Source organism: Rhodoferax sp. LB1P47, assembly GCF_056521445.1.
Map to the genome: position 1 here is coordinate 1 of NZ_JBWMAU010000020.1, position 20,574 is coordinate 20,574.

The following is a 20,574-nucleotide window of genomic DNA, read 5'->3' on the forward strand; positions in this document are numbered from 1 at the left end:
TGGAACTCAGGAGGGGCCTGGGGGTCCAGTAAGAGGGCCCTGCTGGGGTTTGTGAATGCGGCCAGCTCCACCAGTGCAGCGCGTACCGCGTCACTATCCCTTCCTGCCTCATCCTGCACAAGGTCTGCGGCATAGACCCCCTGGGCGATTGCCTGGGCCAGTTCGGGAGTGACTGCGGATATGGGGGCTGTTGGTGCTGGCTTCGCCGCTTCGCGCTGCCGTTCTTGCTGTGCGTGCGCTGCTTGGAACCGTATGGACACTTCCGCATTGCGAACAGCTACCCGGACCTTTGCGGTTTCGTAGTCGGCGGTCTTTAGAGATTCGTCAAACTCAGCGCACCCAATGAGGGGAACAAGTTTTTCAGGGACACGGCGGCGGAACCAATACTGTCCACCGCGTAGGCGTAGATAGGGCGTTTTCTTCACGGTTTGCACACTCCGATATTAGCTGTTTGTGTGACAGCTTTGTGGGACAGTGCAGCCTTGAAAAGGCCCTATAGGCTTGCAACCCGCATGAATACTGAGGTTGCACCAATATGGTGCGGCTGGCGGGGATCGAACCCACGACCCTTGGCTTCGGAGGCCAATACTCTATCCACTGAGCTACAGCCGCAACGTGGGCGATTGTAGCCGCTGCCCGTAATGGGCCTGAAACCGGTATTTCCAGGGCCCGTAAAGGGGCGACAGGTATACTCGCAGGCCAATAAGAGCCCCCGATTTGTACCGATTTTTTGAGGACACCATGAGCGCCAACCCCCATGACCACGCGGCAGAAGAAGACCACACCGGTCCTATCAAGAATCCCAAGCAACTGCTGGTGGCGGTGTTTTTCTCATTTGTGATTCCGATTTTTGCCATCATTGGCCTGGTGTATTACGTGGTCTCCGATGCCAAGCCTGCGGGCAGCAATTCGGTGGAGACGATGGTGCTGGGTGGCATGACGGAGCAGTCGCAGAGCCAGGCACTGGCGGCCCGCATCCAGAAGATTGGCGCGGTCGAGATCCGCGATGCCAACCGCGAACTCAAATCCGGCGAAGAGGTGTTCAAGGCGCAGTGCAGTTCTTGCCACGCCACGGGCTTGGCGGGTTCACCCAAGTTTGGCGATGCTAGCGCCTGGGGTGCGCGCATCAAAACCGGCTATGCAGCCCTGCTGCAATCTGCCATTGGCGGCAAGGGTGCGATGGGCGCACAAAGTGGCGGCGATTTTGACGACACCGAAATCGCCCGCGCGGTGGTCTACATGGCCAATGCCGGCGGTGCCAGCTTTCCGGTGCCCACCAAACCCGCAGCGACCGAAGATGCCGCAATGGCAGCCAAGTAAGCGCCCAACACCTTCGACAAAGGCCGGTTCAACCGGCCTTTTTTAATGGTCAAATCAGTGCTTAGCGCATATTCCACCTGCGCCACAAGCTACTATTTTGATAGTAAATAAGGGCTCAAAAGGTAGCCAAACTGGGTGGGCAAGCGGGCGGACTCTACGGGCTGCGGCACCCACAGGCCTTGCTCTACCGCGTCGGCAGCAAAGCCCATGTCCAGGGTGTGGACCAGGCCAAAGCCCAGGTCGGTGTCCAGGTACAAATGGCCTAGTTCGTCCAACACGCAACGCTGCACCCGCGCGGCCTGGCCGGTGTGGGCCTGCACCGAAAAGTCGGGCTGTACGCGCCACACATAGGGCGTGATTTCCAGCTCCACATACACGCGCTGCGGCCCGTTCTGGAAGTACCAGCGGCCCTGGCGGTCAGCCTCGTAGTTGCGCTGGATAAAGTCGATCAGCTTCTCGTGCCGCAGCAGCGATCCTTTGCTCTGCGCCGTGGCCCCGGTGCCCGCAAACGGCCCGGCCGCCTGCGCCGGGTCGTCGCGCAGGTACCAGTTGCCGCGCGCGTCCAGGCCCAACCAGCCATAGCAGTCGGGTACGTTGGGCCATTTGGCGATGGCTTGTTTGACGATGTCGTCCATAGTTGCTTATTTAATTGCCTGTAAAAGCCAGCCGCCGACGGCATCGGGCATGCTGCGCACGTGGCCGGGGATGGGGCCGTGGGGAAAGCCGACATGGCCACCGTGGCTGGGCTGCCACAGGGTGACGTGTGCGCCCACCGCGTCCTGGTGCGGCAGGCTCCAGACGGGCACAAAAGGGTCGTTGCGGGCATTGACCACCAACGCCGGGATGCGGATCTGCGCCAGATGCGGCTTGGCCGAGGCGCGGGCCCAGTAGTCTTCGGTGCTGCGGTAGCCGTGCAGCGGGGCGGTGAAGATGTTGTCGAACTCGTACAGGTCGCGTGCATTCAGCAGGGCCTCGCGGTTGAACAGGCCAGGGTGCTGCTCCAGCTTGCGCAGGGCTTTGGGCTTCATGCTGCGCAAAAACATGCGGGTGTAGATGTGGCGGTTCAGGCCCCGTCCGATGGCCCAGCCGCTGGCCGCCAGGTCGGTGGGCGCACACACGGCGGCCACGGCCCGCACCACCTGGCGCGCCTGGTTGCCCATTTCTTCGGCCCAGCGCAGCAAGGCGTTGCCGCCCAGCGAAATGCCCACGGCGATGACCTTGCCCCGGTGCTTGGTCTTGAGGCGCTTGAGGACCCAGCCAATTTCCTCAAAATCACCCGAGTGGTAGGCGCGTGGCCCCAGATTGAGTTCGCCGCTACAGCCCCGAAAATGCGGCACAGCGAAGCCCATGCCGTGGGCCCGTGCGTAGTCGGCAAAAGCTTCGGCGTAGTGGCTGCCCGACGAACCTTCCAGCCCGTGGAACAACACCAGCAGGGGACGGTCGGCGGCGCTGGCGGCTGGATCGGCAACGTGGCCTGCGGCATCGCAGAAATCCACGTCGATAAAGTCCATGTCGGGCGTGATCCAGCGCTCGCGCCGGAACCGGGGCCGGGGGCCGAAGACGCGGCGCGAGTACAGGGCCGGCCAGATGGTTTGGGCATGCCCACCGGGCAGCCACCAAGGTGCCACATAATTCATAGCTAGTTACGCAAGCGAAATATGCGCTAGAGGCTTATTTTGTTTAAATTTCATGTCAATGGAGTAATGGCGATGCCGTGCCCGATTCCTGCATATCGCGGCCACTGCCGGGGCTGGCGTGGTGGGCCACCATACGCCAGCCCTGGGCGGTCTTGTGGTAAACGTTGGTGGCGATGGCAAAAGCCTCGCGCGGGCCCTCGGCGGTCATCACCTCGATGCGCTCCACCAGGGTGTGCACCGCGCTGGCCAGCGCATCGACCCGGCGCACATGCTCTGGCCAGGCACGGATGCGGGCCTGGCTGAACATCGCATCAAAAGCCGCGCGGATGGCCGCCACGCCCACCACGCGTGGCCCACCGGGGTGGACGCAGACGATATCGTCCTCGTCAGCCCAGCAGGCCATGAGCTTGTCGATATCGCCCTTTTGTAAGGCATCGTAAAAGGCGGCTTCGGTGTCATCGGCGGTGCCGCCCACGGTGGCGGCCTGGAGTTTGGCTTTGGGCATGGGTTGAACCGCTTTGAAAGTGCTGCAATTTTGCCTTGCTTTGGCCAGCCTGCTGGTGGGGGTGTGCTAAGGTCAAACGCTATAGGCGCCCGCACGCGGCCCACCCTTGGAGGAATTCACATGCAACGCTGGTTACCCGCCCTACTGCTCGCATCCGCCCTGACCGGCTGCGGCTACAACGACTTTCAACGCCTGGACGAGCAAAGCAAGGCCGCCTGGAGCGAGGTGCTGAACCAGTACCAGCGCCGTGCCGACCTGGTGCCCAACATCGTGGCCACCGTCAAGGGCGAAGCCGCGTTTGAGCAAGACACGCTGACCAAGGTGGTGGAAGCCCGCGCCAAGGCCACGTCCATGCAGGTCACGCCCGAGACGCTGAACAACCCCGAGGCCTTCGCCAAGTTCCAGGCCGCCCAGGGCGAACTCGGCAGCGCCCTGAGCCGCCTGATGGTAACGGTGGAGAAATACCCCGACCTGAAGGCCAACAAAGGCTTCAGCGACCTGCGGGTGCAGTTGGAAGGCACCGAAAACCGCATCACCGTGGCCCGCAACCGTTTTATCGGTACGGTGCAGGAGTACAACGTGCTGGCCCGCAGCTTCCCCAGCAATCTGACGGCCAAGGTGATGGGCTACGCGGCCAAGCCCAGTTTCACGGTGCCAAACGAGGCCGCCATCTCTGCCCCGCCGGTGGTGGACTTCAAGAAGTAAGCCGCCATGCTGCTGCGCCTGTTCGCCAGTTGCTGGCTGTCGCTGCTAGCGGTGACCTGCCACGCCCAGAGCGTGCTGCCGGTGCCTGCGCTGACCGGCCACGTGGTCGACACCACGGCCACCCTCAGCGCGGCGCAGTTGCAGGCGCTGGAGGCCAAGCTGAGCGCATTCGAGGCCAGCAGCGGCGCGCAGGTGGTGGTGCTGATGGTGCCGACCACCCAGCCCGAAGACATCGCCAGCTACGCCAACCGCGTCGGCAACGCTTGGAAGATTGGCCGCAAAGAGGTGGGTGACGGGCTGATCCTGCTGGTGGCCAAGAACGACCGCAAGCTGCGCATCGAGGTGGCCAAGACGCTGGAGGGCGCAATTCCCGACCTAGCGGCCAGCAACATCATCCAGGAGGCCATCACTCCGCGCTTCAAGCAGGGCGACTTTGCCGGGGGTGTGGATGCCGGTGTAGAGCACATCATGGCGCTGGTGAAGGGCGAGGCCTTACCTGCGCCCCGAGCCAAAGCCGCCAACGCCAACAGCGGCTTTGACTGGCAGGAACTGCTGGTTTTTGCGGTATTTGCCGTGCCGATTGCGGGTGCGCTGGCACGCAGCATCTTTGGCCCCAAGCTGGGTTCGCTGCTCACCGGCGGGGCGGTGGGTGCGTTGGTCTGGTTCATCTCGGCCAGCCTGTTGGTTGCGTGGGTGGCGGCGGTGGCAGCACTGCTGTTTACGCTGGTATCGCGCATGGGCAGCGCCTCGCTGGGCGGCCGGGGCGGCTTTGGTGGAGGTTTGGGCGGCGGTGGATTCGGCTCCGGTGGACGCAGCGGTGGCGGCGGATTCCGTTCTGGGGGTGGCGGCAATTTTGGTGGCGGTGGTGCCTCCGGGGGGTGGTAATGGGCCTGTGGAACACCTTGCAACGGTTGGTAAAGCACTGCTGGCAGGACGCATCCGGTGCGGCGGTTCCCGCCGCCATGCGCACACGTCTGGCCAGCCGGGTCAGCGCCAGCGAACAGCGGCACACCGGCGAAATCCGCATCTGCGTGGAAGCCGGCTTGCCGCTGAGCTACCTGCGGCGCAACGCCCCGGCGCGCGAGCGGGCGGTGATGCTGTTTGGCAAGCTGCGGGTCTGGGACACCGCGCACAACAATGGCGTACTGATTTACCTGCTGCTGGCCGACCACGCCATCGAACTGGTGGCCGACCGGGGCCTGAACACCCGCGTCTCGCCCGCCGAGTGGCAGGCGATGGTGGTGCACCTGGGTACGGCCTTGCAGGCGGGCCGGTACGAAGACGGTTTGACGGCCGCGCTGGAAGAGGTGTCGGCGGTGCTGGTGCAGCATTTCCCGCTGCTGCCGGGTAACGTGCGGGGCAATGAATTGCCGAATGCACCGGTGTTGGTGGACTGAGTCAGCATTTGAAATTCAGGCTATTTTTCAACAGTCAAAATTGGGCTTAGCGCATACAGAACCTGCGCAATACGCTCCTATTTTTAATATCAAAAATAGGAGCAAGCACTCCGCCATTGCAGCCACAAAAAAGCCGCTCAAGAGCGGCTTTTTTGGGAGTGTCAGTGAAGACTAGCGGTTCTGGCGGAACTTGCGCAGTGCCGAAATCTGGGCCGCCATGATGGCCAGCTCGGATTGGGCCTTGGCGATGTCCAACTGGCCTTTAGCGTTGCGCAGGGCTTCTTCGGCAGCGGCTTTGGCGGCGTTGGCTTTTTCTTCGTCCAGGTCCTTGCCGCGAATCGCCGTGTCAGACAACACGGTAACGCAGTTAGGCTGCACTTCCAAAATGCCACCGGCCACGAAGATGAATTCTTCGGTGCCGTCGGCCTTTTCAATGCGCACCGATCCCGGCTTGATACGGGTGATCAGCGGGGTGTGGCGCGGATAAATGCCCAGCTCGCCCGACTCGCCCGGCAAAGCCACAAACTTGGCTTCGCCCGAGAAGATGGATTCTTCGGCACTGACAACATTCACGAGCATGGTGGTCATAGGTTTCCTTTGGGTCCAGCGTAATGACGATGGGATGCCACTGTGGCGCAGCACCCCGCCGAAGGGGATTAGACCTTCTTGGCCTTTTCGATGGCTTCGTCGATAGAGCCGACCATGTAGAACGCTTGTTCTGGCATGTGGTCGCATTCGCCGGCCACGATCATCTTGAAACCACGGATGGTTTCCGACAAAGGCACGTACTTGCCAGGCGAACCGGTAAACACTTCGGCCACGTGGAACGGCTGGCTCAGGAAACGCTGGATCTTGCGGGCACGGGCCACAGCCAGCTTGTCGTCAGGCGCCAAGTCGTCCATACCCATGATGGCGATGATGTCACGCAGTTCACGGTAGCGCTGCAAAGTACCCTGCACGGCACGGGCCGTGTTGTAGTGGTCTTCACCCACAACCAACGGGTCCAGCTGGCGGCTGGTCGAGTCGAGTGGATCGACCGCAGGGTAGATACCCAGCGAAGCGATGTCACGGCTCAACACCACGGTGGAGTCCAAGTGGGCGAAAGTGGTGGCAGGCGATGGGTCGGTCAAGTCATCCGCTGGCACGTAAACGGCCTGGATGGAGGTGATCGAGCCAACCTTGGTGGAGGTAATACGCTCTTGCAGACGGCCCATTTCTTCGGCCAGGGTAGGCTGGTAGCCCACGGCGGAAGGCATACGGCCCAGCAGTGCGGACACTTCGGTGCCGGCCAGGGTGTAGCGGTAGATGTTGTCCACGAAGAACAGTACGTCGCGGCCTTCGTCACGGAAAGATTCCGCAATGGTCAGACCGGTCAAGGCCACGCGCAGACGGTTGCCTGGAGGCTCGTTCATCTGGCCGTAAACCATCGCCACTTTGGACTCTTCGAGGTTCTCGAGGTTCACCACGCCGGAGTCGGCCATCTCGTGGTAAAAATCGTTCCCTTCACGGGTACGCTCACCCACACCAGCAAACACGGACAAGCCGCTGTGTGCCTTGGCGATGTTGTTGATCAGCTCCATCATGTTCACGGTCTTGCCGACACCGGCACCACCGAACAAGCCAACCTTGCCGCCCTTGGCAAACGGGCAAATCAGGTCAATCACCTTGATGCCGGTTTCCAGCAGTTCTTGCGAAGGGCTGAGTTCGTCGTATGCGGGGGCTTTACGGTGGATGGTGGCGGTCAGTTCCTGGCTGACAGGACCCCGTTCGTCGATGGGCGCACCCAGCACGTCCATGATGCGGCCCAGGGTGGCCTTGCCCACGGGAACGGTAATGCCCGCGCCGGTGTTGTAGACCATCAGTCCACGGCGCAGGCCGTCGGAAGAACCCAGCGCAATGGTACGGACAATGCCGTCACCCAGCTGCTGCTGCACTTCCAGGGTCAGCGCAGAGCCTTCCATTTTCAGCGCATCGTAAATGCGGGGCATGCTGCTGCGGGGGAACTCAACGTCCACCACGGCACCAATACACTGGACAATTTTTCCCTGAACGCGGGCGTTCACTTCTGCATTTTCTTGAGCCATTTTTGCTCCAATAAATTGAATCTTGAAATCGGTGACGGACTGGGACAGTAGCGCAGCTTAAACAGCCGCCGCACCTGCCACAATTTCCGACAATTCTTTGGTGATCGCTGCTTGGCGGGTCTTGTTGTAGATCAGCTTCAGCTCGGCAATCACGCTACCCGCGTTATCGGTAGCCGCCTTCATAGCGACCATGCGCGCGGCATGCTCAGATGCCATGTTTTCCGCGACCGCCTGGTAGGCCAGGGCCTCCACGTAGCGGACCAACAAATTGTCGATCACCGACTGCGCATCGGGCTCATAGATGTAGTCCCAGGTGTTGGCCTTGCCAGAAGCCTTGGTTTCCGCTTGCATCTTGGCAGACGACAAGGGCAACAACTGCTCCACCACCGCCTCTTGCTTCATGGTGCTGACAAACTTGTTGTACACCAGATAGACAGCGCTGATTTCGCCCTTTTCATAGGCATCCAGCAGCACCTTGAGCGGGCCGATCAGCTTGTCCAGGTGTGGCTTGTCACCCAGATGGGTCACATGCGCTACCACCTGGGCACCGGTACGGTTCAAAAAGCCGAGACCTTTACCGCCAATGGCCACTGTTTTCGCGGTCAAACCCGCAGCCTGCGCGGCGCGCAGCTTGTGGGTCAACGCACGGAACAGGTTGGTGTTCAAACCACCACACAAACCCTTGTCGGTGGTCACCACCACGTAGCCTTCGGCCTTTGCGCCGTTGGCTTGCATGAAGCTGTGCACGTACTCGGGGTTCGCCTGGCCCAGATTGGCGGCGATATCGCGGATCTTGTCGCTGTACGGGCGGGCCGCTTTCATCCGCTCCTGTGCTTTACGCATCTTGGAGACGGAAATCATTTCCATCGCCTTGGTGATCTTCTTGGTGTTTTCCACCGATTTGATCTTGGTGCGTAGTTCCTTGCCTGATGCCATGACTGGCTCCTAGTTAAGCGAAGGTCTTCTTGAACGCCGTCACAGCAGCGTGCAACTCAGCTTCCGCTTCCTTGTCCAGTGCTTTCGAGGCTTCAATCTTGGCCAACAAAGCCGCATTCTTGTCCTTGAGGTAGCCGTGCAAGCCATGCTCAAAAGCCAAGATCTTCTTGACTTCGATATCGTCCATGAAGCCCTTGTTCACTGCGAACAAAGTGGCACCCATCAACGACACGGACAAGGGGCTGTACTGGGCCTGCTTCAGCAACTCGGTCACGCGGGCACCGCGGTCCAACTGCTTGCGGGTCGACTCATCCAAGTCAGAGGCGAACTGGGCGAAAGCCGCCAATTCACGGTACTGTGCCAAGTCGGTACGGATGCCGCCAGACTGGCTCTTGATGATCTTGGTCTGGGCAGCGCTACCGACGCGAGACACCGAGATACCGGCGTTGATCGCAGGACGGATGCCGGCGTTGAACAGCGAGGTTTCCAGGAAAATCTGGCCATCGGTGATCGAGATCACGTTGGTTGGCACAAAAGCAGACACGTCGCCGGCTTGCGTTTCAATGATCGGCAGAGCCGTCAAAGAACCGGTTTTACCCTTGACTTCACCCTTGGTGAAAGCTTCGACGTAGTCGACATTCACACGGGCGGCGCGCTCCAGCAGGCGGCTGTGTAGATAAAACACGTCGCCAGGGTAGGCTTCGCGGCCTGGTGGGCGGCGCAACAGCAAGGAAACCTGGCGGTAGGCCACGGCTTGCTTGGACAAGTCGTCGTACACGATCAGGGCGTCTTGACCACGGTCGCGGAAGTACTCACCCATGGTGCAGCCGGAGTAGGCCGAAACGTACTGCATGGCAGCCGATTCAGAAGCCGAAGCCGCCACCACAATGGTGTATTCCATCGCGCCAGCTTGTTCCAGGGAACGCACCACGTTTTTGATCGACGAGGCCTTTTGGCCAATCGCGACGTACACGCAGCTCACGCCCTGGCCCTTTTGGGCGATGATGGCGTCGATGGCCACAGCCGTCTTGCCGGTCTGGCGGTCACCAATGATCAGCTCGCGCTGGCCACGGCCGATAGGCACCATGGCGTCGATCGACTTGATACCGGTTTGCAGGGGCTGGTCGACCGATTTACGGGCAATCACGCCGGGTGCGACTTTTTCGATCACGTCGGTCAACTTGGCGTTGATGGGACCTTTGCCGTCAATCGGTTGACCCAGTGCGTTCACCACGCGACCGAGCAGCTCGGGACCGACTGGCACTTCCAGAATGCGGCCCGTGCACTTCACGATGTCGCCTTCAGAGATGTGTTCGTATTCGCCCAAAATCACGGAGCCGACCGAGTCGCGCTCCAGATTCAGTGCCAAGCCGTAGGTGGGTTGGCCATCGCTACCGGCGGGGAACTCCAACATTTCGCCCTGCATCACGTCGGACAAGCCGTGCAAACGGCAGATGCCGTCGGTCACGGACACCACGGTGCCCTGGTTGCGGATATCGGTTTGGGCCGTCAGGCCTTCGATGCGGCTCTTGATCAGCTCAGAAATTTCTGCGGGATTGAGTTGCATGACTCTTTCCTTCTCTTTCTTTAGTTAGCAAACAACCGGAGCCACAGGCTCTGGCCGAAAACGCTGGCACAGACCTTAACGCGAAAGGTTAAGCAGTCAGTGCCGATTTCATATGTTCCAGGCGGGCTTTGATCGAGGTATCTAACACCTCGTCACCCACCACGACGCGAATTCCGCCAATCAACTCCGGCTGCAAAGCCACCGTGAGATTGAGCTTGCGTCCAAAACGCTTTTCCAGCGCCGACGAGACGTTGACCAGGGCTTCTGCGTCGATCGCAAAAGCACTGAACACGGTCGCATCCGAGGAGCCGCTCCGGGCATTTTTCAATGCGCGGAACTGGGTAGCGATCTCGGGAAGAGCGGCCAAGCGCCCATTCTCGATGACCATGCGCAAAAAGTTTTTTGCAGCATCTGGCAAGACCGACTTGGCCACACCGGCTACCACCTCAAACACCTGGTTCACCTCAACCTGGGGGTTGTTGGCGAATTGGAGCAACTGGGGGTTGGCTGCAATCGCGGCCAATTCATCGACCCATCCGGCAGTGCCGTCCAGGTCAGACGCAGTGGCCTTGAACAGCGCTTCGGCGTAAGGACGGGCAATGGTTGCTATTTCAGCCATGGTCGTTTACCGCTCAAAGTTCGGTTTGGAGTCGGCTCAGCAAGTCCGCATGGACACCGGCATTGACTTCCTTGCGGAGAATCTGCTCAGCGCCCTTGACTGCCAGTGCGGCCACTTGCTCACGCAAGACCTCACGGGCTTTCACGGTTTGCTGTTCGGCTTCGGCACGGGCTGCTGCCACGATCTTGTTGCCTTCTTCCGTGGCGCGGGCCTTGGCCTCTTCCACGATAGTTTGGGCACGGCGATCGGCATCGGCCAGACGCGACGCGGTCTCGATGCGCGACTTGGCCAGCTCGGCTTCCACGCGCTGGTTGGCGCTGGTCAGTTCGGACTTGGCTTTGTCGGCGGCAGCAAGGCCGTCAGAGATCTTCTGCACCCGCTCATCCAAGGCTTTGGTGATCGGGGGCCACACGAATTTCATCGTGAACCACACCAAAATCGCAAAGACGATGGCCTGCAGAAACAGGGTTGAATTAATGTTCACGGCTTAATTCCTTTCGGTCGTGAAAGGTCGGCCAAAAATTAAATCGCGAATGGCTTGGCGAAAGCGAACAGCAGGGCAATTGCCACGCCGATCAGGAAAGCCGCGTCGATCAGACCGGCCAAGATGAACATCTTGGTTTGCAGTTCGTTCATCAGTTCAGGCTGGCGTGCCGACGCTTCGAGGAACTTGCCGCCCATCAAGGCGATACCGATGGAGGCACCCAAAGCGCCCAGGCCAACGATCAAACCACAAGCCAGAGCGACGAGACCGAGAATGTTTTCCATGATGAATCCTAAAAAGTACAGGTAAAAGAAAGAGAAAAGCGAAAACGAACTTTAACGCCGGCGTTAATTCAACTTAACGCGGTATTAATGCGCTTCGTGAGACTGCCCCACGTAAATCAGCGTCAACATCATGAAGATGAAGGCCTGCAAGGTAATCACCAGGATGTGGAAAATGCTCCACGCCGTACCGGCAATCACATGCCCAACACCTAGCCAGAACATACCCTCTAAGGGGTTGAACTGCCAGGCCCACGTGCCGCCCATCAAGGCGATCAACATGAAAACCAATTCACCTGCAAACATATTGCCGAACAACCGCATGCCGTGCGACACCGTCTTGGCAAGGTACTCGATCATTTGCATCAAGAAGTTGATGGGGTACAGAAACCAGTGGTCGCCAAACGGTGCCGCCACCAGCTCATGCGACCAACCACCAAAGCCTTTGATTTTGATGTTGTAGACCAGACACACTAACAAGACGCTGACCGACAGGCCGAGTGTGGTGGACAGATCGGCGGTGGGCACAACACGCATGTAAGCCTGGTGCGGATCGCCGCCGGTAGCAACATGGAAATACTCCCAAATCTTGGGCAGGATATCCACGGGCAGCATGTCCATGCCGTTCATCAAGAAGATCCAGACAAACACCGTCAAAGCGAGTGGCGCCACCAATTTGCGGCTCTTGGCGTTATGGATCACGCCCTTGGCTTGGTTGTCCACCATTTCAGTCAAAATTTCGACCGCTGCCTGGAAGCGACCGGGCACACCCGCCGTAGCTTTGCGCGAAGCACGCCACAAAAAGAAGCAACCCACAATGCCCAGAATCACTGAGTACAGCACGGAGTCCAGGTTAAAGAGGCTGAAGTCCACAATGCTGGTTTGCTTGACGCTCTCAAACGAGAAGTCTTTTTGCAAATGCTGCAAATGGTGAACGATGTAATCGCCCGCCTTGGGGCCTTCCGTAGCAGCATGCTCAGCAGCGTTTTCAGTCGACATATTTAAGTCCATCAATCCTGTTAAGCCGTACGTTGGCGTTTGGAGCGAAACATGAGCGCAATCCAAACCACCTTCATGGTCACTACAAAGCCGACCAACAAGGCCAGCCAATTCAAATCTGGAACCAGTCTGGGTGCCGCAAACAGCATGGCTACTGTGGCGACAATCTTGACCAGCTCCCACACAAAAAATCCTGCTATTGCCGCGCCCGGAATCGAGCGTACTAGCTTGCCAGTGACGCCGCGCGCAAACAGCGCCGCAGGTACCACCACCGAAACCGCTCCGTATGCAGCCGACCAGCCCATCGCAGGCTGACCGGTCACTAGCCAAGCGGCCAAGGCAACCAAACAACCCGTCACCAACTGCCCACACACAATCCACCAAATGGAGAGCATGGGCACTTGCTGGCGCCACTGCTGCGCTTGCGCAGCCGTCAGGGGCTTGAAATCGTCTTCAACTACTCCATCTTCCAAATCTGTAAGCATTCTTGGGGACATGATTGAATTACTTTATGACACCCAATTGACACCCGACTTACACACTGAAAAATTTAGTAAAGCCCACTATTATACGAATATTACCTTGACACCCGCAAGCTCTATGGTCTGCATACAACCGTGACGGCTTGACGGACGTGTTTGCGGCGGGTGTTTTGTCAAAATAGGTGCCATAGGGCGCTGCATTGTGGCATTTCTCCTTGACAGATTTTTCCCCGACCATGCACCACCACACCCCGAACGGCTTCAAAAACAACTACACCGATGCCGTCCCCGGCTCTGCCCGCGACCTGCTGCGCTGGCAGTGGAATGCCCGGCGCAAGCATCTGCCGCCGCCACCGCTTACCCCCACCCCTGTGGTTGCGCCCGACCTGCCGGCCATCCATGCCAATACCGGGACCGCCATGCAACCCGCCATCACCTGGATCGGCCACGCCACCATGTTGGTGCAGGCCAGCGGGCTGCATGTGCTGACCGACCCGGTGTTCAGCGAACGGGCCTCGCCGGTGCAGTGGTCCGGCCCGCAACGCGCTCAGCCACCGGGCGTGGCGCTGGCCGATTTGCCACCCATCGACGTGGTGGTCATCTCGCACAACCACTACGACCATTTGGATACAAATGCTGTGATGGCGCTTAATAGGCGGGCACAAGGTGCTACGCTTTTTATAGTCCCACTGCGCCTCAAAGCCTGGTTCACCCGGCACGGCATCCACAACGTGGTGGAGCTGGACTGGTGGCAGCAGCACACGGTGCGCGGGGTGGAGTTCCACCTCACCCCCGTGCAGCACTGGACAGCCCGCGCCCTGGGCGACCGCTTTCAGACGCTGTGGGGCGGCTGGGCCGTGTTCGGGGCCGACTGCCACTGGTACTTCAGCGGCGACACCGGCTACAGCCAGGATTTCAAGGACACCCGGGCGCATTTCCAGGAACGCAGTCCCGACGGTTTCGACATCGCCCTGCTTGCCGTGGGTGCCTACGAACCGCGTTGGTTTATGCAAAATCAGCATATCAATCCGGCCGAGGCGGTACAAATCCACCGTGACCTGCATGCCAAACGCAGCGTGGGCGTGCATTGGGGCACCTTTACCCTGACCGACGAACCGCTGGACCAGCCGCCGCTAGACCTGGCCGCCGCCCGCACCGCCCAGGGCGTGTCGGAAGAGGACTTCTTCCTGCTGAAAATTGGTGAAACCCGCCGCCTGCCCGCGCGCAGTCCAAAATAGCGCCCCTCCTACCTGCCAAGCCAAGCCTTCAGAACACCATGACCACACCGACCACCGACCCCACCGATCCCCGCAAAGACTCACTGATCGAGTACCCCTCGCAGTTCCCCATCAAGGTGATGGGGAACAAGGTAGACGGCTTTGTGCACGCCATGACGGCCATCGCCGCCCAGTTCGACCCCACGTTCGATGCCAGCGCCATAGAGCTGCGCGAAAGCAAGGGCGGCAAATACCTGGGGATCACCCTGCCCATCACCGCCACCAGCCGCGAGCAGCTAGACGAGCTCTACCGCACCCTGAGCACCCACCCGATGGTCAAGATGGCCTTGTGAACGCCATGTCTGAGACGATCGTGCCGTACATCCTCGGCCGCGTGGACTACCTGCCCACGGTCGAAAAAATGCATGATTTCACCCTCCAGCGCACAGAGGATGTGCGCGACCAGCTATGGATTTGTGAGCACCCACCCGTTTTCACACAAGGGCTGGCGGGCAAGCCTGAGCATCTATTGCTTCCCGGCGACATCCCGGTGGTGCAGACCAACCGGGGTGGCCAGGTCACCTACCACGGGCCGGGGCAGGTGGTGGCGTATCCGCTGCTGGACCTGAAACGGGCGGGCTACTTCGTCAAGGAATACGTGTTCCGGCTGGAAGAGGCTGTGGTGCAGACGCTGGCCCACTTCGGCATCACCGGTCTGCGGGTGCCGGGTGCGCCGGGCATCTACGTGCGCCTGCAAGACCCGTTTGGCCACGCCCGGCTGGAGGCGGACTTCACCTCAAAACAGCTGGAGTCGAATCCCACTTACCTGGGCAAGGTCGCCGCTTTAGGCATCAAGGTCAGCCGCCACTGCACCTACCACGGGGTGGCGCTGAACGTAGCGATGGACCTGGCGCCCTACCACCGCATCAACCCCTGCGGCTATGCCGGGTTGCAAACGGTGGACATGGCCAGCCTGGGTGTGAATGTTGCCTGGGCCGAGGCGACGCAGGTGTTTGCCCAGAAGCTGGAGCGTTATTTGGCGGCTTGAAGCAGTAGCTGCGCCAGGGCCACATCGGCCACCAGGGTGATGCCTTGCGCATTGGCAAAAAGCTGCGCCGTATCGGTCACACCGGCGATGCTGATGTAGATGCAAGCGCTGGCGTTCTGGGCTTCCTTGGCGGCGGCTAAATCACGCAAAGCTTCGACCCCGTGGATGGCGGCCTTCCAGCGCTTGGCGGCCACCAGGGTGGTCTGGCTGTCTTTCGACAACTGCAAATCCGCCGCCTTGCCGTTCAAACGCGCCACCGTATAGCCCTTGGCCCGGTAAGCCGCGTCCAGCGCATCGGCGAAATCGCGCCAGGGCATGGCGCCGGCCAAAGCCAGCGTCTCGGCCACGCGCTGCGGATTCGGCAAGTTCCACTGCCGCTGGGCGGCCACCACGCCAATCACCAGAAACGGCAGCACGCCAATCATGCCGAACACCACGTATTCCTTGGGCAGCAAGGCCGTCGCGGCGAGCCCATAGGCCAGCACCAGCAGCATGCTGATCCACCACGGCGAGCGCAGCAAAATTGCGAAAAGAGAGTTTTTAGCCAGTTTGAATTTCATGGCGGCGAGTGTACGAGGCGTTACAGCGCCTCAAACACCTTCAGCGCCGCATAGGCATCGTTGGCGGCGTACAGCATTTGCGTGGGCGACAGCTGCACCACGGCCCAGTTGGAGGTAGTGGTTTTTTTGGACTTGTGGAAACGCTGGCGCAGCACCACACCCACGGCGGCGCGCACGCCCATCGAGGTGCCATAGCCGTCTTTGCGGAAAATCGCATTCAGGTCGAGCACGGCGCGCATGGTGACCCCGAACTTGGCGTGGATCTGCCCCCGGTCTTGCTCCAGCCCAAAGCCCACCTTGCGCACCGCGTCGGACTGCAATATCTCCAGCAGGCAGGGGCGGCAATCAGTCCGGTGCAGTTGGAACAAATAGGCCTTGGTGCGCAGCGCAAACTGCACCACATGCGGGCCGTCGCTGACCTCACCGGGGGCAAAGGTGGGCCGGGCTTCGGTATCGAACCCCACCGCACCCGCCGCCAGGATGTCGGCCGTGGCAGCAGAAAATTCAGCCTGTGTGGCGGGCACGAAGATGCGGTCTAACAGCAGGCCCTGCATGGGCGGCAGCAGGGCGGTTTCGGCTTTGGTGGGAGCGGTGTTCTTCATGGCTGCATTACACCAGCACACCAAAACCCAGCCGCCGCACTCCTTTGCGAAACTTGTCCACCTGCGCGATGCGCACCACCAGCGCAGCCACGGGTTGGCACGCGTCCACCAAGCCAAGGCTGTGCGGCCGCGTACTCCAGGGGGAGAACCAGCAAAAGGAAAACCGTGGATTTTGGGACCGGTTCAGCGTGTAACTGCGATGTACCCGACCCGCAAACGGACTGCTACGATTCCGTGACAAAAAACACCATTGGAGACAAAAACAATATGCAATCCAACCGCAGACGGCTGGTGGGGGGAATGGTTGCCAGCGTATGCGCGCTGACCGCCTGGTCGCAAACCGCCACCAGAACCGACAAAGGCACCATCGGCATCTCGCTGCCCACCATCACCTCGCTACGCTGGGTGATCGAGGGCCTGGCCATGACCCGGTCGCTGGACAAACTGGGCTACCGCGCGATTTTGCAATACGCCAACGACGACATCCCCACCCAAACCGCCCAGATCACTGACATGCTGGCCCAGGGTGCCACGGTGCTGGTGATCAGCGCGATTGACGGAACCCAACTCGCCCCGGTGCTCAAAACCGCCGCCGCCAAAGGGGTCAAGGTCATCGCCTACGACCGGCTGATCCGGGGCAGCAGCCACGTGGACTATTACGCCACCTTTGACAACTTCCAGGTCGGCGTACTGCAAGGCAGCGACATCGTCCAGCGTCTGGGGCTGGCGGCGGGCAAAGGGCCATTCCGCATCGAACTGTTTGCCGGTTCGCCCGACGACAACAATGCACATTTCTTCTACAACGGCGCCATGTCGGTGCTCAAACCCTACCTCGACAAAGGCCAGTTGCTGGTCGGCTCGGGCCAAATCGGCATGGACAAGGTATCGACCCTGCGCTGGAGCGGTTCGGTCGCCCGTGCCCGCCTGGTAGGCATCTTGGACAAGCACTACACCAAGCAGCGGCTGGACGCGGTGCTATCGCCCTACGACGGCATCAGCATGGACCTGATCGAGGCGTTGAAAAAAGCCGGATACGGCCCCAACGGCACGCCCTTCCCCACCATCACCGGGCAAGATGCCGAACTGCCCTCGGTGCGCTCCATCGCGCGCGGCGAGCAAAGCTCCAGCATCTTCAAGGACAACCGCGACCTGGCGCAAGTCACCGCCACCATGGTCGATGCCCTGCTGACCGGCAAAAAACCCACGGTGAACGACGAAAAAACCTACCACAACGGCGAGAAAGTCGTGCCCGCGTTTTTGCTCAAACCAATGCTGGTGGATGCGAAGAACTGGCGCGCGACGCTGGTGGACAGCGGGTATTACAAGGCGGAGCAGTTTCGGTAGGGATTTAAGCCATTAAGGTCTCCAGCGCATATTGCACATGCGCTAGCAGCTATATAAACAATAGCACCCTCAATCCACCAACTGCAAGCCCACTGGCAGCGACTCGCCAAACACCCGCTTGGTGTCGGCCGCGTCCAGCGCCGTCACCTCGCGCACCATCGCGATCCAGCCGGGCGCGGCGCGGGCGGCGCTGAGGCGGTCTACCACCTGCTGGCGCAGGGCATCCGAAATGTCGCGGGCGCGGTCGCCGGTGGCGCGGGCAATTTGCGTGGCGGCGAATGCTGCCGGTTCGGCCTGCGACCAGTCGGCAGCTAGCAGCTGCTTGAGCCACACAGCGGCAACCTCGGGCGGCACCACGTGGTGCAGGCTGGCGTACAGCGGTTGGCGGGCGCCGATGCGGCCCAGCGCCCACCAGGTTTGGACGTTCTCGCCGGGTTTTTGCAGACGTTGCAGCAGCCAGTTGCCGAGCTGCACTTTATTGGCCACCGACAGGCGCTCGAACGACGCGGCCATGCGCAGCATGTCGTCCAGGCCCTGCATACGCGGGCCATCGGGTGTGGGAATGTCTTGCCCGCCGACAGGTTGTAGGTAAAAAGCGATGGCCTCGAACACCATGTCCTGCTGCTCGGCCGTCAGCCCCCCCGCGATACGCCGCCACAGCGTCCACCATTCGGACCACTGCTGCGGCTCATGGCTGTGGGCGATGCCGGGTGCGAACAGTTCCCACATCTGCTGCACCCGCCAGTCGTCCAGCGGGTGGCCAAAGCCGGGGCGCAGGGCGTAGCCGCTCAGATTGAACCACTGGCGCTCGTGCTGGGCGGTGCGGCGGCGGCGGCGGGCAGCGTCGAGCAGCTGGGCGAACAGGGTGCGTAAGAGGGGGGTGTCCCAGCCCTCGCGGCTGCCCAGCAGGCGCTCCAGGGTGGGGCGGAGTTGTTTGACTTCCTTGGCCTCCACGCCTTGGCTGCGGTCGCCAAACACGCGGGAAATCGCCACACTGGCATCGGCTAGGCGGGGATGCGGCGCGGCTTCCACCACCACCGGGGCATCTCCGCGCAACTGGAATTCGAGTTGCCAGCGCTGGCTAGGATCGTCCACGGCGATGCAGTGCATCTCCAGCGTGCCGACCTCGGTGAGCGCGGTGCTGAGCTGCACCAGCACTTCGCGGGCGCTGTTGTCCGTCTGCACCACGGTGGCAATGGGCGGCAGGCGCACGAAGCCGCCGGTAGACAAATCCACCAACTCACCCGGCTGGGAGCGGGTGTCGGCCACGCTGCTGGCCAGGTAGAAGCGCACCGGGCGGGCCAGGCGCAGGGCGAAGGTGCGGTCGGCAAGGGTGCAGGCTTTGCCCTCTTCGGCCCCGAAGGGCAGCACGCAGATGCCACGCTGGCTGGTGATGCCGTCGTCCAAAACCAAAAAATAGCTGCGTGCCGAGCCGCCACCGATGCGCGGGGCCTTGCCCGCCCGGGCCAGCGCGTAAGCCACCGCACCACGGGCCACGGCGGCATCCAGGTGCGGGTTTTGCAGCAGCTGCAGGGGTGCGGCCGCCCAGCCGTTCAGGGTGTGGTGCAAGCGCTGGACGAGAGATGCCGCATGGAACACGCCGCCGTTGAGCAGCAAGGCATCGGGCAATTGGCCGAGGTGGCGCTGCAAGAAAGCGGCGATGTGGCGGGTGATGGCCGCGTCGCTAGCGTAAGGCAGGCCAAAAGCCACCAGGCCGCTGCGGGCACGCTGGGGCACGGCATCGGCGGCCACGGTGGGAAAGAAGCCTTCGACCAGCACGCTATCCAAATCAGAGCGCGACAAGCTGGCCGAACGTGCGCTACCGACCAATTTACTTCCACTGCCTAGCATCGTGACGGTGGTGGATTCCGGCGCGCCGGGGCTCCACAGCAGCTCTTTGGCGGCACGGCAGCGCTGGGTGAGTTGGGCCAGTTGGGCGGCAGACAGGCGCTCGCTGCCGCCCAGGCGGGATTCAACCAAATAAGCCAGCGCCAGGTCCATGTTGTCGCCGCCCAGCACCAGGTGGTCGCCCACGCCGCTGCGGGTCAGCTTCGGCTCACCGTCCACCATAGCGACGTCGATCAGCGTCAGGTCGGTGGTGCCACCGCCCACATCCACCACCAGCACGCGGCGGGTGGCGTGCAGATCGGCGGCCAGGGTGGCCCGGTGGCTGTAGACCCAGTCGTAAAACGCGGCCTGGGGTTCTTCGATCAAACGCACCTTGGGCAAACCCGCCAGTTGGGCGGCTTGCAGCGTCAGGGCGCGTGCGCCTTCGTCAAACGACGCGGGCACAGTGAGCACGATGTCCTGCTGCTCCAGCAGGGCTTGCGGGTGCTGGGCGTTCCAGGCGGCGCGCACGTGGGCCAGGGTGCTGGCGCTGGCGGCCAGGGGCGAGACTTTGGGTATCTCGTCGGGCGCGCCCCAGGGGAGGATGGGCGCGGTGCGGTCCACCGCCGTGTGCGACAACCAGCTTTTGGCGCTGGCCACCAGGCGGCCCGGCACCTGCGCGCCCAGCTCCAGGGCGAAGCGGCCCAGCACGGCGGATTCGGTGGACGGCCAGGGCAATTGCACATCGGCGGTCAACAAGGTGCCGGGCGCGGGGTGGAAGCGCACCGAGGGCAGCAGCGGCAGCGCGGCCACCTCGCCCGCTGCGACCAGCTGGGGGATGGCGAAGATCTGGATCTTGGCCGCCCCGCGCGCGGCCGTGCTGGCGTAGGCCACCACGGTGTGCGTCGTGCCCAGGTCGATGCCGACGGTGAAGGCGGGTTTTGCTATTTTATTCATAGC

Annotated in this window: 24 protein-coding genes and 1 tRNA gene; 8 read left to right on the forward strand and 17 right to left on the reverse strand. The window is 61.4% G+C overall.

Annotated elements, in window-relative coordinates; translation table 11 throughout:
• Positions 1 to 425: DUF6538 domain-containing protein (locus tag AC0969_RS17310; protein WP_479625403.1), on the reverse strand; the 425-nt coding region annotated here is incomplete at its 3' end.
• Positions 426 to 536: 111 nt separating this feature from the next.
• Positions 537 to 612: transfer RNA gene (locus tag AC0969_RS17315), tRNA-Arg, on the reverse strand.
• A gap of 129 nt (positions 613 to 741) precedes the next feature.
• Here AC0969_RS17315 and AC0969_RS17320 point away from each other — a divergent pair.
• Entirely contained in the window at positions 742 to 1,320 is a 579-nt protein-coding gene (locus AC0969_RS17320; protein WP_479625404.1) for a c-type cytochrome, read from the forward strand.
• Between the two features lie 92 nt (positions 1,321 to 1,412).
• Here the strand turns inward: AC0969_RS17320 and AC0969_RS17325 are convergent, their stop codons facing one another.
• From AC0969_RS17325 to AC0969_RS17335, 3 genes are read right to left on the reverse strand one after another with little or no spacing between them, the layout of a single operon-like run.
• Positions 1,413 to 1,955, reverse strand: coding sequence for a DUF2946 family protein (locus AC0969_RS17325; RefSeq protein WP_479625405.1), 543 nt, complete (start codon positions 1,953 to 1,955; stop codon positions 1,413 to 1,415).
• 6 nt (positions 1,956 to 1,961) lie between these two features.
• Positions 1,962 to 2,957 (reverse strand): YheT family hydrolase, encoded by a 996-nt coding sequence (locus tag AC0969_RS17330; protein WP_479625406.1) that lies wholly within the window; start codon positions 2,955 to 2,957, stop codon positions 1,962 to 1,964.
• 55 nt (positions 2,958 to 3,012) lie between these two features.
• Positions 3,013 to 3,462: a YybH family protein gene (locus AC0969_RS17335; RefSeq protein ID WP_479625407.1), complete on the reverse strand. Its 450-nt coding sequence runs from the start codon at positions 3,460 to 3,462 to the stop codon at positions 3,013 to 3,015.
• A 120-nt stretch (positions 3,463 to 3,582) separates the two neighbouring features.
• On the opposite strand from AC0969_RS17335, the gene AC0969_RS17340 reads away from it, so the two are divergent.
• Genes AC0969_RS17340 through AC0969_RS17350 form a run of 3 tightly spaced genes read left to right on the forward strand, consistent with a single transcriptional unit; the run spans position 3,583 to position 5,564 of the window.
• Positions 3,583 to 4,167 carry a LemA family protein gene (locus tag AC0969_RS17340; protein ID WP_479625408.1) on the forward strand — a complete coding sequence of 195 codons (585 nt, stop codon included), beginning with the start codon at positions 3,583 to 3,585 and terminating at the stop codon, positions 4,165 to 4,167.
• Positions 4,168 to 4,173: 6 nt separating this feature from the next.
• Positions 4,174 to 5,052: a TPM domain-containing protein gene (locus AC0969_RS17345; RefSeq protein ID WP_479625409.1), complete on the forward strand. Its 879-nt coding sequence runs from the start codon at positions 4,174 to 4,176 to the stop codon at positions 5,050 to 5,052.
• Positions 5,052 to 5,564 (forward strand): TPM domain-containing protein, encoded by a 513-nt coding sequence (locus AC0969_RS17350; RefSeq protein WP_479625410.1) that lies wholly within the window; start codon positions 5,052 to 5,054, stop codon positions 5,562 to 5,564. The genes AC0969_RS17345 and AC0969_RS17350 overlap by 1 nt, the downstream gene beginning before the upstream one ends.
• A gap of 171 nt (positions 5,565 to 5,735) precedes the next feature.
• Here the strand turns inward: AC0969_RS17350 and AC0969_RS17355 are convergent, their stop codons facing one another.
• The 9 genes from AC0969_RS17355 to AC0969_RS17395 all read right to left on the reverse strand — a co-directional run bounded on the left by AC0969_RS17355 (position 5,736) and on the right by AC0969_RS17395 (position 13,031).
• Positions 5,736 to 6,152 (reverse strand): F0F1 ATP synthase subunit epsilon, encoded by a 417-nt coding sequence (locus AC0969_RS17355; RefSeq protein WP_479625411.1) that lies wholly within the window; start codon positions 6,150 to 6,152, stop codon positions 5,736 to 5,738.
• Between the two features lie 68 nt (positions 6,153 to 6,220).
• Positions 6,221 to 7,648 (reverse strand): F0F1 ATP synthase subunit beta, encoded by a 1,428-nt coding sequence (gene atpD / locus AC0969_RS17360; protein WP_479625412.1) that lies wholly within the window; start codon positions 7,646 to 7,648, stop codon positions 6,221 to 6,223.
• Between the two features lie 57 nt (positions 7,649 to 7,705).
• Positions 7,706 to 8,584, reverse strand: a complete 879-nt coding sequence (atpG, locus tag AC0969_RS17365; RefSeq protein ID WP_479625413.1) for a F0F1 ATP synthase subunit gamma — start codon at positions 8,582 to 8,584, stop codon at positions 7,706 to 7,708.
• Positions 8,585 to 8,597: 13 nt separating this feature from the next.
• The gene (gene atpA / locus AC0969_RS17370; protein WP_479625414.1) at positions 8,598 to 10,151 is read right to left on the reverse strand and encodes a F0F1 ATP synthase subunit alpha; all 1,554 of its coding nucleotides are present in this window, start codon (positions 10,149 to 10,151) and stop codon (positions 8,598 to 8,600) included.
• A gap of 88 nt (positions 10,152 to 10,239) precedes the next feature.
• Positions 10,240 to 10,770 carry a F0F1 ATP synthase subunit delta gene (locus tag AC0969_RS17375; protein ID WP_479625415.1) on the reverse strand — a complete coding sequence of 177 codons (531 nt, stop codon included), beginning with the start codon at positions 10,768 to 10,770 and terminating at the stop codon, positions 10,240 to 10,242.
• A gap of 13 nt (positions 10,771 to 10,783) precedes the next feature.
• Positions 10,784 to 11,254: a F0F1 ATP synthase subunit B gene (locus AC0969_RS17380; RefSeq protein ID WP_479625416.1), complete on the reverse strand. Its 471-nt coding sequence runs from the start codon at positions 11,252 to 11,254 to the stop codon at positions 10,784 to 10,786.
• Positions 11,255 to 11,292: 38 nt separating this feature from the next.
• Entirely contained in the window at positions 11,293 to 11,538 is a 246-nt protein-coding gene (atpE, locus tag AC0969_RS17385) for a F0F1 ATP synthase subunit C (protein ID WP_263532376.1), read from the reverse strand.
• An 84-nt stretch (positions 11,539 to 11,622) separates the two neighbouring features.
• Positions 11,623 to 12,534 carry a F0F1 ATP synthase subunit A gene (gene atpB, locus AC0969_RS17390; protein WP_479625417.1) on the reverse strand — a complete coding sequence of 304 codons (912 nt, stop codon included), beginning with the start codon at positions 12,532 to 12,534 and terminating at the stop codon, positions 11,623 to 11,625.
• A gap of 20 nt (positions 12,535 to 12,554) precedes the next feature.
• Entirely contained in the window at positions 12,555 to 13,031 is a 477-nt protein-coding gene (locus tag AC0969_RS17395) for an ATP synthase subunit I (RefSeq protein WP_479625418.1), read from the reverse strand.
• A 221-nt stretch (positions 13,032 to 13,252) separates the two neighbouring features.
• Between AC0969_RS17395 and AC0969_RS17400 the strand changes: the two genes are divergently transcribed.
• The 3 genes from AC0969_RS17400 to lipB are packed head-to-tail and all read left to right on the forward strand — an operon-like array spanning position 13,253 to position 15,281.
• On the forward strand, positions 13,253 to 14,254 hold the full coding sequence (locus AC0969_RS17400) for an MBL fold metallo-hydrolase (RefSeq protein ID WP_479625419.1): 1,002 nt from the start codon (positions 13,253 to 13,255) through the stop codon (positions 14,252 to 14,254).
• 38 nt (positions 14,255 to 14,292) lie between these two features.
• Positions 14,293 to 14,586, forward strand: a complete 294-nt coding sequence (locus AC0969_RS17405; protein WP_479625420.1) for a YbeD family protein — start codon at positions 14,293 to 14,295, stop codon at positions 14,584 to 14,586.
• A 5-nt stretch (positions 14,587 to 14,591) separates the two neighbouring features.
• The gene (lipB, locus tag AC0969_RS17410; protein WP_479625421.1) at positions 14,592 to 15,281 is read left to right on the forward strand and encodes a lipoyl(octanoyl) transferase LipB; all 690 of its coding nucleotides are present in this window, start codon (positions 14,592 to 14,594) and stop codon (positions 15,279 to 15,281) included.
• On the opposite strand, the gene AC0969_RS17415 is transcribed toward lipB, so the two are convergent.
• Entirely contained in the window at positions 15,266 to 15,841 is a 576-nt protein-coding gene (locus AC0969_RS17415) for a restriction endonuclease (protein ID WP_479625422.1), read from the reverse strand. The genes lipB and AC0969_RS17415 overlap by 16 nt on opposite strands.
• Positions 15,842 to 15,861: 20 nt before the next feature.
• Positions 15,862 to 16,443 (reverse strand): 3'-5' exonuclease, encoded by a 582-nt coding sequence (locus AC0969_RS17420; RefSeq protein WP_479625423.1) that lies wholly within the window; start codon positions 16,441 to 16,443, stop codon positions 15,862 to 15,864.
• Between the two features lie 267 nt (positions 16,444 to 16,710).
• Here AC0969_RS17420 and chvE point away from each other — a divergent pair, with 267 nt between their 5' ends.
• Positions 16,711 to 17,787, forward strand: coding sequence for a multiple monosaccharide ABC transporter substrate-binding protein (gene chvE / locus AC0969_RS17425; protein WP_479625424.1), 1,077 nt, complete (start codon positions 16,711 to 16,713; stop codon positions 17,785 to 17,787).
• A gap of 69 nt (positions 17,788 to 17,856) precedes the next feature.
• Here chvE and AC0969_RS17430 read toward each other — a convergent pair whose 3' ends face one another.
• Positions 17,857 to 20,571, reverse strand: coding sequence for an Hsp70 family protein (locus AC0969_RS17430; RefSeq protein WP_479625425.1), 2,715 nt, complete (start codon positions 20,569 to 20,571; stop codon positions 17,857 to 17,859).
• Positions 20,572 to 20,574: the final 3 nt, after the last annotated feature.

Bases quoted from the DNA above. Each gene is read 5' to 3' on its own strand.
- AC0969_RS17320 (WP_479625404.1), top strand. From the start codon at position 742: ATGAGCGCCAACCCCCATGACCACGCGGCAGAAGAAGACCACACCGGT.
- AC0969_RS17325 (WP_479625405.1), bottom strand. From the start codon at position 1,955: ATGGACGACATCGTCAAACAAGCCATCGCCAAATGGCCCAACGTACCC.
- AC0969_RS17330 (WP_479625406.1), bottom strand. From the start codon at position 2,957: ATGAATTATGTGGCACCTTGGTGGCTGCCCGGTGGGCATGCCCAAACC.
- AC0969_RS17335 (WP_479625407.1), bottom strand. From the start codon at position 3,462: ATGCCCAAAGCCAAACTCCAGGCCGCCACCGTGGGCGGCACCGCCGAT.
- AC0969_RS17340 (WP_479625408.1), top strand. From the start codon at position 3,583: ATGCAACGCTGGTTACCCGCCCTACTGCTCGCATCCGCCCTGACCGGC.
- AC0969_RS17345 (WP_479625409.1), top strand. From the start codon at position 4,174: ATGCTGCTGCGCCTGTTCGCCAGTTGCTGGCTGTCGCTGCTAGCGGTG.
- AC0969_RS17350 (WP_479625410.1), top strand. From the start codon at position 5,052: ATGGGCCTGTGGAACACCTTGCAACGGTTGGTAAAGCACTGCTGGCAG.
- AC0969_RS17355 (WP_479625411.1), bottom strand. From the start codon at position 6,152: ATGACCACCATGCTCGTGAATGTTGTCAGTGCCGAAGAATCCATCTTC.
- atpD (WP_479625412.1), bottom strand. From the start codon at position 7,648: ATGGCTCAAGAAAATGCAGAAGTGAACGCCCGCGTTCAGGGAAAAATT.
- atpG (WP_479625413.1), bottom strand. From the start codon at position 8,584: ATGGCATCAGGCAAGGAACTACGCACCAAGATCAAATCGGTGGAAAAC.
- atpA (WP_479625414.1), bottom strand. From the start codon at position 10,151: ATGCAACTCAATCCCGCAGAAATTTCTGAGCTGATCAAGAGCCGCATC.
- AC0969_RS17375 (WP_479625415.1), bottom strand. From the start codon at position 10,770: ATGGCTGAAATAGCAACCATTGCCCGTCCTTACGCCGAAGCGCTGTTC.
- atpE (WP_263532376.1), bottom strand. From the start codon at position 11,538: ATGGAAAACATTCTCGGTCTCGTCGCTCTGGCTTGTGGTTTGATCGTT.
- atpB (WP_479625417.1), bottom strand. From the start codon at position 12,534: ATGTCGACTGAAAACGCTGCTGAGCATGCTGCTACGGAAGGCCCCAAG.
- AC0969_RS17395 (WP_479625418.1), bottom strand. From the start codon at position 13,031: ATGTCCCCAAGAATGCTTACAGATTTGGAAGATGGAGTAGTTGAAGAC.
- AC0969_RS17400 (WP_479625419.1), top strand. From the start codon at position 13,253: ATGCACCACCACACCCCGAACGGCTTCAAAAACAACTACACCGATGCC.
- AC0969_RS17405 (WP_479625420.1), top strand. From the start codon at position 14,293: ATGACCACACCGACCACCGACCCCACCGATCCCCGCAAAGACTCACTG.
- lipB (WP_479625421.1), top strand. From the start codon at position 14,592: ATGTCTGAGACGATCGTGCCGTACATCCTCGGCCGCGTGGACTACCTG.
- AC0969_RS17415 (WP_479625422.1), bottom strand. From the start codon at position 15,841: ATGAAATTCAAACTGGCTAAAAACTCTCTTTTCGCAATTTTGCTGCGC.
- AC0969_RS17420 (WP_479625423.1), bottom strand. From the start codon at position 16,443: ATGAAGAACACCGCTCCCACCAAAGCCGAAACCGCCCTGCTGCCGCCC.
- chvE (WP_479625424.1), top strand. From the start codon at position 16,711: ATGCAATCCAACCGCAGACGGCTGGTGGGGGGAATGGTTGCCAGCGTA.
- AC0969_RS17430 (WP_479625425.1), bottom strand. From the start codon at position 20,571: ATGAATAAAATAGCAAAACCCGCCTTCACCGTCGGCATCGACCTGGGC.